This is a genomic window from Mycobacterium sp. P2_H7 (genome assembly GCF_056403275.1).
On sequence record NZ_JBFUFU010000001.1, the window covers coordinates 79,382 to 88,879 of the forward strand.

The window sequence follows — 9,498 nt, forward strand, 5'->3', positions numbered from 1 at the left end:
CAGGTGTCAACCCCGGTGCGAGCTGCGTCACACGCGCGGTTTAGCATGGCCCTATGACTGCCACTGCAGACCGCTCTGATATCGCGACCATCCTCAACCCCGCCACGGGTGCCGTGGCGGGTGAGGTGCGCTGGACCGCGCCCGCAGACGTGCCGCGCATCGTCGCCGGCCTGCGCGAAGCGCAGCGGGAATGGGAGGCCCGCGGTGCGAAGGGCCGCGCCAAGGTGCTGGCCCGCTACGCGGTCTGGCTGGGGGAACACCGCGACGAGATCGAGAAGCTGCTGATTGCCGAGACGGGCAAGTCGGCAACGGACGCGGCGCAAGAGGTGCCGCTGCTGATCATGATCCTGTCCTACTACATCAAGGCGGTGGAGAAGGCGATGGCGCCGGAGTCCCGGCCCGCCCCGCTGCCGTTCCTGTCGATCAAGAAGATCGCCGTGCACTACCGGCCCCGCGCGGTGGTCGGGATCATCGCGCCGTGGAACTACCCCGTGGCCAACGCGTTGATGGACGCCATCGGCGCGCTCGCAGCCGGCGCCTCGGTCCTGCTCAAGCCGTCCGAGCGCACCCCACTGACCGCCGAGGTGCTGCTGCGCGGCTGGATCGACTCCGGCGCGCCCGAGGTGCTGGCCCTGGCCCAGGGTGCGCGTGAGGTGTCCGAGGCCGTCATCGACAACTCCGACTACATCCAGTTCACCGGTTCCAGCACCACCGGTGTCAAGGTGATGGAACGGGCCGCCCGCCGCCTCACCCCGGTCAGCCTGGAACTCGGCGGAAAGGATCCGCTGATCGTCCTCGACGACGCCGATGTCGAACTGGCGGCCAACGCCGCGGTGTGGGGCGGCATGTTCAACGCCGGTCAGACGTGTGTGTCGGTGGAGCGGGTCTATGTCCTGGAGCCGGTGTACGACCAGTTCGTCGCGGCGGTGGTCAAGGCCGTGCAGAACCTGAAGGTCGGTGCCGGGGAGGGCTATGACTTCGGTGCCCTCATCGACGAGTCCCAGGTGGCGGTGACGGCGCGCCACGTCGATGACGCGCTGGCCAGAGGTGCCAAGGCACTGACCGGCGGCAAGCGCCCCGAGGGCCCGGGCAGCTTTTACCCGCCGACGGTGCTGGTCGACGTCGACCACTCGATGGCATGTATGACCGAAGAGACGTTCGGCCCGACGCTGCCCATCATGAAGGTGTCCTCGGTGGGCGAGGCGGTGCGCCTGGCCAACGACAGCCCGTACGGGCTCAGCGCGGCGGTCTTCTCCAAGGATCTCGACCGTGCCAAGGATGTTGCGCTGCAGCTGGACTGCGGTGCGGTGAACATCAACGACGTCATCTCCAACCTGATGTGCACGACGGCCCCGATGGGCGGCTGGAAGACCTCGGGCATCGGCGCGCGGTTCGGCGGCGTCGACGGCGTGCGCAAGTTCTGCCGGCAGGAGACGGTCGTGCTGCCGCGGTTGAGCGTGGGCGCAGGCGGCAACTACTACAACAACTCGCTCAAGGCGCTGGCCCGGATGAACAAGATGATGACCAAGATGGCGCTGTCCCGGCCCAAGCGCGAGGCCAAGTAGCTCACCTGCTGTTCACCCGGACGACACCGTCTGGTACGCCCGGGTGGATAGCTTCGTGCGGTGACTCTGGACCTTTCCGGCTACGCCGTCCGCGACGATGACGACGACGATCCCGAATTGCTGTTGATGCCCGGCGGCGAGGTGGTCGACACCTGGCGTGAGGGCTATCCGTACGACGAGCGGATGAAGCGCTCGGAGTACGAGGAGCAGAAGCGGCTGCTGCAGATCGAGCTGCTCAAGCTGCAGAAGTGGAGCCAGTCCAACGGCCTGCGCCACGTCATCGTCTTCGAGGGACGGGACGCCGCGGGCAAGGGCGGCACCATCAAACGGTTCATGGAGCACCTCAACCCGCGCGGAGCCCGCGTCGTCGCCCTGGAGAAGCCGACCGAGAAGGAACGCACCCAGTGGTACTTCCAGCGCTACGTCAACCACCTGCCCGCCGCCGGTGAGATCGTGCTGTTCGACCGGTCCTGGTACAACCGGGCCGGCGTCGAGCGTGTCATGGGCTACTGCTCGCCCAAGCAGCACGCCGAATTCATCAGGCAGGCACCGCTGTTCGAGCAGATGCTGGTCAACGACGGCATCAGCCTGACCAAGCTGTGGTTCTCGGTCACCCAGAACGAGCAGCGCACCCGGTTCACCATCCGCCAGGTCGACCCCGTGCGGCAGTGGAAGCTCTCACCGACGGACCTGGCCTCGCTGGACAAGTGGGACGGTTACACGGCGGCCAAAGAGGACATGTTCGCCTGGACCGATACCGAGATCGCGCCCTGGACCGTCGTGAAAAGCAACGACAAGAAACGCGCCAGGATCAACGCGATGCGCTACGTCCTGGGTAAGTTCAACTACGACAACAAAGACCATGAGGTGGTCGGCCAGGCCGACCCGGCGATCGTGGGACGCGCGCTGGGCGACTGACGCCGCGTCCCTGCTGTGAGGGAGGGACGCCCGTGCGCTTTCTGCTGGCGGCGCTGCTGTGGTTGATCACCACGGCGCTGCTGGTGGTCACGGTGCCGGCGTTGTGGGCCCAGCACACGCTGGTCTCCGAGGACGGGTACGCGGCGTTGTCCGCGTCGGCCGCCACGGACCCTGCCCTGCAGCAGGCGATGGCCTCCGAGTTGGGGGCACAGCTAGTCTCCGCAACCGGTGCTTCCGGAGTGCAGGGCACGGTGCTCGGTGCGACGGTGAGTGCCTACACCGCCAGCAGCGTCTTCCCCGGGCAGTTCGCCACGGTCAACCGCGTCGCCCATCGGTGGCTGTTCACCGATCAGGTGTCACGTTCGGACTCGTCCGGTCGGTGGGTGGTGGACCTGGCGCCGATGCTGGCCGACAGTTCGATCCAGCAGACTTTGGCCGGATTCGGCGTGCAGGTGCCGTCGACTCTGGAGGTGCCGCTCACCGAACAGGTGTCCGAGCATCTGCGGCCCGGTCAGTTGCGGCTGGTGGGGGTGTGGGGCCCGTGGGCGAGCATCGGGGCTGCGGTGTTGACCGGCGTGTTCGCGCTACTGACCTTGATGGCGTCTCGGGCGCGCGGTAAAGCCTTTGCCGCACTGGGAATTTCGGCACTGTTGGTGGGCGCGGCCGGTTGGGCCGGCATCGAGATCGGGCGGCGCTACGTCGACGATGCGCTGAATCGCACGCCCGGGGATGTGCACGCGATCGCCGACGTGATGGTCGATCATGCGGTGGGCAGCATGCACATGTGGCTCAACCTCACGCTGACCGTGGGCGGCGGCCTGGTGATCATCGGCGTCATCGTGGCACTGCTGAGCGGGCTGGGTTCAGGGCGTGATGATGTGTGAGGGATCGGGCCGGCGGTCCGGCGGGGCCTGGCCGTAGTCGCCCCACGGTCCGTCGCGCATTTCGACCGCGGCGCGGACCCCGTCGGTGGCGGCGGTGTCGATGAAGCGCAGGGCGTCGGGGGTGTTGCGCATCAACCCGTCGAGGACGCCGCCGAGGGTCTGGGTTGATGCCAGTCCCATGTTCTCGTAGGCCTGGTTGACTATCAGCTTCTGAGCTTGCAACTGCGACAACGGGATTCGTGCAAGTTTGGCTGCCACTTCGGCGACCCGGGCTTCCAGTTGCGCGAACGGCACCGACTCGTTGATGAGTTCGACCGCGGCGGCTTCCTTGCCGGTGAGCGGCTCGCCGGTCAGCGAATGCCATTTCACCTTGGCCAAACTCAGCCGGTAGAGCCACATTCCGGACAGATAGGCGCCCCACATCCGGGCGTACGGGGTGCCGATGACGGCGTCGTCGCTGGCGATCACCAGGTCCGCGCACAGTGCGTAGTCGCTGGCTCCGCCGACGCACCAGCCGTGCACCTGCGCGATCACCGGCTTGGAGGCCCGCCAGATCGCCATGAACTTGCTCGTCGGGGCCGTCTCGCGGGCGGTGACCATCGCGAAATCCTTGCCCGGATCCCAACGGCCGTCGGTGTTCATCGCCTCGCCCCACTGCTCGAATCCGCCACCGAAGTCGTAGCCGCCGGAGAAGGCCCGGCCCGCACCGCGCAGCACGATCACCTTGACGGCGGGGTCGCGCTCGGCCCGCCCGATCGCCCGTTCGATCTCGTCGGGCATCGGCGGGACGATGGTGTTCAGATGTTCGGGGCGGTTCAGCGTGATGGTCGCGACGGGCGGTGTGGCGACGTAGAGCAAGGTCTCGAACTCATCGGTCATGCCGTCGATCCTGCGCCAATCTTTCTTGATTGACCCAGTTTTGGGTGAGGCCGAGCGCAATGAGAATGTCGGCGGTCGTGATCAGCAGGCCTGCGTAGTACATCCACTTCATGTCCGGATCACGGGGGACGGCGAAGAAGACGGCCAGGAAGATCGGCCCGACGATGCCGAAGACGAACATCATGCCCTGGAACACCAGGTAGCGGCGTAACACGGTCCAGGGCGTCATCGGCGAAAGCATAACGGGGGAACGGCTCCGATCAACTGCGCGATGTCGGGGTCATCTGAACAGTCGACTGCGCGGTGCGGCGGGCGTCGCCTAGGATCCGCTGTGAATTGACGTCGTAGTCAGGAGACACCATGGGCGCTGGGCGGTTTATCGGTCGGGTAGGCGGTTTGGCTGTAGCGCTGGGGGTGGGCGCGGCGGTGTCACTCGGCTCGGGAACCGCTTGGGCGGAAGACGGAACCGGTGGCTCGGAGTCCGGTGGCACCAGCTCGACAAGTGGTGGGTCAGCCGGCGGCGGCGGTGCGTCATCGGGCTCCTCGGCGCCGGGTGCGTCCGAGTCGGGATCGACTGCCCCAGAGCCGACCTCGCCGTCGTCTGCGGAGACCGGCGGTGAGTCCAAGAGTGAGGTGAAGACTACGTCGGCGGGCTCGTCGCACAAGCGTAAGTCGGCCGGTTCGAAGGCAGCCAAGAAGGCTGCCACCGAGGCACCGAAGTCGTCGGTGACGGCGCGGCCGGTGCGCGAGGACAAGGACGATGACACGGCGCCGCCGGCACCCAAGAGCGTGAAGGCGGCCGCGGTCGCGGCGAGTGCCCCGGCACCGGTCTCCGAGGCGCCCGAGGCGGCGCCGGCGGCTGCGGTGGTGACCGGATCGGTACGTGCGGTTTCCGGCGTGGTGGTGGATGCGTCGCTGGTCGGTGGTGTCCCGGCGGGGCCGTTGGTGAACTCACCGGTGTTGTGGGCGGTGGCCGCGGCCTCGCGGCGTGAATTTGCCGGGGGCGGTAACGCTTCGGCGAAGGCGGCGGCGGTGGTGTCCACGGGTGAGCCGGCGACCGCGTTGGCGGCTGCGGCCCCTGCGCAGACGGCGAATGCCAATCCGGTGATCCAGACGCCGATACCGAGCATCACCGATTCATCCACGGGGGTGGTCAGCGGCTTCGGCACCGCGACTGACGCCGACGGCAACACGCTCAAATACTCGGCAACCGCGAGCAAGGGCAAGGTGACCGTCACCGCCACCACGGGCGGGTTCACCTTCAAGTACACCCCGACGGCGGCGGCGCGGCATGCCGCCACCGCGACGACAAACCCGGTCACGTCGGACACGATCAACTTCACGGTGACCGACGGCAAGGGCGGCGTCGACACCAAGACGCTGACCGTAGACATCGTGCCGGCCAATACTGCTCCGACGGCCACTTACACGGTGGGCAAGCCGAACCCGGCCACCGGTTCGGTGACGGTGACCGTCAAGAGCACAGACAAGGACAAGGACAAGCTGACCTACACCGTGTCCGCCCCGGCGGGCAGCGGCACGGTGACGGCGGACGCGACGGGCAAGTTCGTCTATACCCCGTATGCGGTGGTGCAGTTGCTGGCCGGTCCGAACACAACGGACTCCTTCACGTTCACCGTGTCCGATGGCCACGGCGGTTCGTTCGCCGACACGGTGACGGTGCCGATCGCGCAGAACCAGGCACCGGTCAACGGCGCACCCCCGATCCTGAAGACCAACCCGACGACCGGCGCGGTGACCGGCACCATCAAGGCCACCGACCCGGACAAGGGCAACACCATCAGCTACAGCGCCGAGTCCACGACCAAGGGCACCGTCACGCTCAACCCGAAGACGGGGGCATTCACCTATACGCCGAATCAGGCGGCCCGGCAGGCCGTTGCCGACGGTGTGGCCGGCGCGGATTTCGATGTGGTCAACGTGATCGTTACCGACTCCAAAGGTGCGCCGATCACGCAGTCGTTCGCCGTCACCATCACGCCGAACAACGCGCCGATCAATCCCGCCTTCACGATCACCAATTCCACCTCATCCGGGGTGGTGACCGGCAAGGTGACCGCGGAGGATCCGGACATCGACGCACTCACCTACAGCGCGGCCGCGTCGGCGTCCGGCGGCAAGGTGAAGATCAACGCCAAGACCGGAGTGTTCACCTACACCCCGACCGCGGCGGCCCGGCATGCGGCCGGCTTGACCGTAAACCCAATCACCTCAGACTCTTTCACTGTCACGATCACCGATGCGAAGGGCGCCTCGATCACCACGCCGGTCGCCGTCACGGTGGTGCCTGCCAATACGGCACCCACCGCCACGGTCACCGTCGGCAAACCTGAGGCCACCAGTGGGTTGGTCACCGGCACGGTCAAGGGCACCGACAAGGACAAGGACTCCCTGACCTACAGCGCGCCGACGACCACCAGCAAGGGCACCGTCACGATCGACGCGACCACCGGCGCGTTCACCTATACCCCGACGCCCGCGGCGCGGCACGACGCTGCGGGCACGGTCGCCGCCGACAAGACCGACGCGTTCACCGTGACGATCACCGACGCCCATGGCGGTTCATTCGACAAACTCGTCAGTGTCACCGTGTCGCCGACGAACACCGGCCCCACCGGCGGCGCGGCCTCGGGTATCATCGTCGGCGCCAACGGTGTGGTCACCGGGACACTGTCGGCCACCGACGCCAACGGCGACCCGCTGACCTATACGGCCCCCGCGAAGACGGCCAAGGGCACGATCACCATCACGGGCAGCACCTTCACCTACACGCCCACCGACGCCGCCCGGATCAAGGCCAACGCCACCAATGCCACGGCCGCGGACAAGGCCGACGCCTTCACCGTCACAGCGTCTGACGGGCACACCGGTACAACAACATTCACCGTGAACGTGACGGTGGCTCCCAAGGGCCTGAGCGTGACGGGGACGGTCACCGTCAACGGCGAGAACGTCGACGCGGTGATGAGCAAGGACGGGACGCGGGCGATCATCGCCACCGTCACCGGCGACAGCACCAGTGGCTACACCACGTCGTTCACGGTGATCAACACCACGACGGGCGCCAAGGTGGGCACCGCGGTGCAGGTGACCGGCCAGCAGGGCTGGATCACCTTCAGCGACAACGCCTCCCGTGCGCTGGTTGCCACATCCGTCGACGAAGTCGACGGCAGTCAGTCCACCCGGTTGGCCGTCATCAACGCCGGCACGGGCGTCCAATTGGGCACCACCCTGACGCTGGCGGGCTACAGCTACGTCGATGATGCCTTGCAGTACAACGCCGATCAGTCCCGGGCGATCCTGGCCATAGACGGTAAGAACACCTCCGGCGATGACGTGACCCGGGTGACGGTGGTGAACTTGACGACAGGCGCGCAGGCGGGTGTCACAGGGACCTTCGTCGGAACTCAGGACAGCACCACCATCATCGGCGGCCTGTCGCCTGTGTCCGTCGACCTCAATGCCGACGGCAGCAGAATCGTTGTCAGCACCTTCGGCGGTGGATCCGATGGCTCCGTCACCACAATCACGATCATCGAGACGGCGGGCGGCAGTCAGCTCGGCGCCACCACCTCGGTCAGTGGCACCGTGTTCAACCCCGTCCAGATCAGTGACTCTGGCACCCGCGCCGTGTTGGCCTACAGTCCAGCCAATCTGAATACCGAGGTGGTGCTGCTCAACCTGACCACCGGCGCCCAGGTCGGCGCCACCTTGTCGGTGCCAGGACTTGGCGCCGCGCAGCTGAGCGGTGACGGCACCAAGCTGGTGGTCAGCAGCGGCGACTATGACTCCGTGAGCGGACAAACCACGACTTTGGTCTTGGTGTACAACGCCGCAACCGGCGCCCAGATCGGTATCGGCGCCCTAGCCAATGACACGACCACCATCCTGCCCGCACAGTTCAACGATGCCGGCACGCGTGCCATCGTTACCGGATATTCCGTGGACTTCTCCAAGGTTCGTGTCATCGTGATGGACACGGCCACCGGCGAACAGGTCGGCGGCACGGTTACCGTCGTGGGCGCTCCCGTCGGCCTCGACCCGGCTGGCGGCAGCCTGCCACTACCGATCCAGTTGGTGGCCAACGGGACTCGGGCCGTGGTGACCACAGCGCCCACAGGCACGACGAGCAATTTCGCGGTGATCAACACCACCACCGGTACGCAGATCGGGTCGACGCAGACCGTGACCGGCACGGTCACCTTCAACGTCGAGGACACCGATACCTACCTGACTCCGCTGTTCAACGATGACGACAGCCGTGCGTTTCTGACCACCGTCACCGGAAGTGCGGCGAGTGGATATACCACACACGTCACGCTTCTCGACACGTCGACGGGTAACAAGGTCGGCAACGAGATCGTTCTGACGGGAGACCCAGCCACCTATGTCGGCGATTCCAACCTGGTCGCTGCCGGGAACAGGGCCGCGTACTTCACCAATGTCCTTGACAGCAAAGGCAATTACACCACCCGGGTCGCGATTGTCAACACCGACAACGGTGCCCAGCTCGGCGCCACCCGCAGTTTCACCGGCACCTACGGGGCCTACGTTCAGATCAGCGACGACAACAGGGTCACGGTCCTCGCTGACACCGACACGACCTCCAAGCTGTCGATCTACAACGCCGTGACGGGCGCTCAGGTCGGGAAGACGTTGACCTACACCGGAAGCACCTGGACGTGGGTCACGCTGACCACCGATCCGAACCGGGCCCTCGCGTTCACGGTGTCCGGCAACACCACCAAGGTCACCGCCATCGATCTGACCACCGCGACCACGATCGGCCCCACTCTGACCCTCGCCGGCGGCTTGTACTACGTCTACCGAGACGATGCCAACGACCGGGCCGTGGTGACGGTTCAGACCGGTGACGCTACGACCGGCTTCGTCACGAAGGTCATCTCGGTGCAGATCAAGGCCTGAACACCGCTGCAGACGCCCCGGCCCCGATGGGTCGGGGCGTTTGTGGTGTTCGGGGTCCTCGCCGCGACTTCCGATTCGGTTCGCTGGCGTGTGTCGGAGCAAGGTTGCCTGAGCATCGAAGCGAACGCCCGTGTGGATTAAGCAAATCAGTCTTGATTGGCGGTGGCCGACTGTTCGTTATTTGGATATCCATTTGCGCTGGGATGTCTTGCTGATGTGCTGCTAGAAGTGGGGTCGCTGTCTCGATCACAGCAATCTGAGGCGTATCCCCCGAACGGCCTACATGAGATTGCCCAGTTATGGCT

Annotated in this window: 6 protein-coding genes; 4 read left to right on the forward strand and 2 right to left on the reverse strand. The window is 66.2% G+C overall.

All coding sequences use genetic code 11. The annotated features are described in order from the left end of the window. Positions 1–53: 53 nt before the first annotated feature. The 3 genes from AC1DY7_RS00425 to AC1DY7_RS00435 are packed head-to-tail and all read left to right on the forward strand — an operon-like array spanning position 54 to position 3,367. Complete coding sequence (locus tag AC1DY7_RS00425) at positions 54–1,565, forward strand: aldehyde dehydrogenase family protein (protein WP_477491674.1); 1,512 nt, start codon at positions 54–56, stop codon at positions 1,563–1,565. A gap of 60 nt (positions 1,566–1,625) precedes the next feature. Beyond that, entirely contained in the window at positions 1,626–2,483 is an 858-nt protein-coding gene (gene ppk2 / locus AC1DY7_RS00430) for a polyphosphate kinase 2 (protein ID WP_477491675.1), read from the forward strand. 32 nt (positions 2,484–2,515) lie between these two features. Next, positions 2,516–3,367, forward strand: coding sequence for a hypothetical protein (locus AC1DY7_RS00435; protein ID WP_477491676.1), 852 nt, complete (start codon positions 2,516–2,518; stop codon positions 3,365–3,367). Here AC1DY7_RS00435 and AC1DY7_RS00440 read toward each other — a convergent pair. Next, positions 3,347–4,246, reverse strand: coding sequence for a crotonase/enoyl-CoA hydratase family protein (locus tag AC1DY7_RS00440; protein ID WP_477491677.1), 900 nt, complete (start codon positions 4,244–4,246; stop codon positions 3,347–3,349). The genes AC1DY7_RS00435 and AC1DY7_RS00440 overlap by 21 nt on opposite strands. After that, positions 4,236–4,475 (reverse strand): hypothetical protein, encoded by a 240-nt coding sequence (locus AC1DY7_RS00445; RefSeq protein ID WP_477491678.1) that lies wholly within the window; start codon positions 4,473–4,475, stop codon positions 4,236–4,238. Before AC1DY7_RS00445 ends, AC1DY7_RS00440 begins: the two co-directional genes overlap by 11 nt. 167 nt (positions 4,476–4,642) lie before the next feature. Between AC1DY7_RS00445 and AC1DY7_RS00450 the strand changes: the two genes are divergently transcribed. Beyond that, on the forward strand, positions 4,643–9,193 hold the full coding sequence (locus tag AC1DY7_RS00450) for a beta strand repeat-containing protein (RefSeq protein ID WP_477491679.1): 4,551 nt from the start codon (positions 4,643–4,645) through the stop codon (positions 9,191–9,193). Positions 9,194–9,498 lie beyond the last annotated feature (305 nt).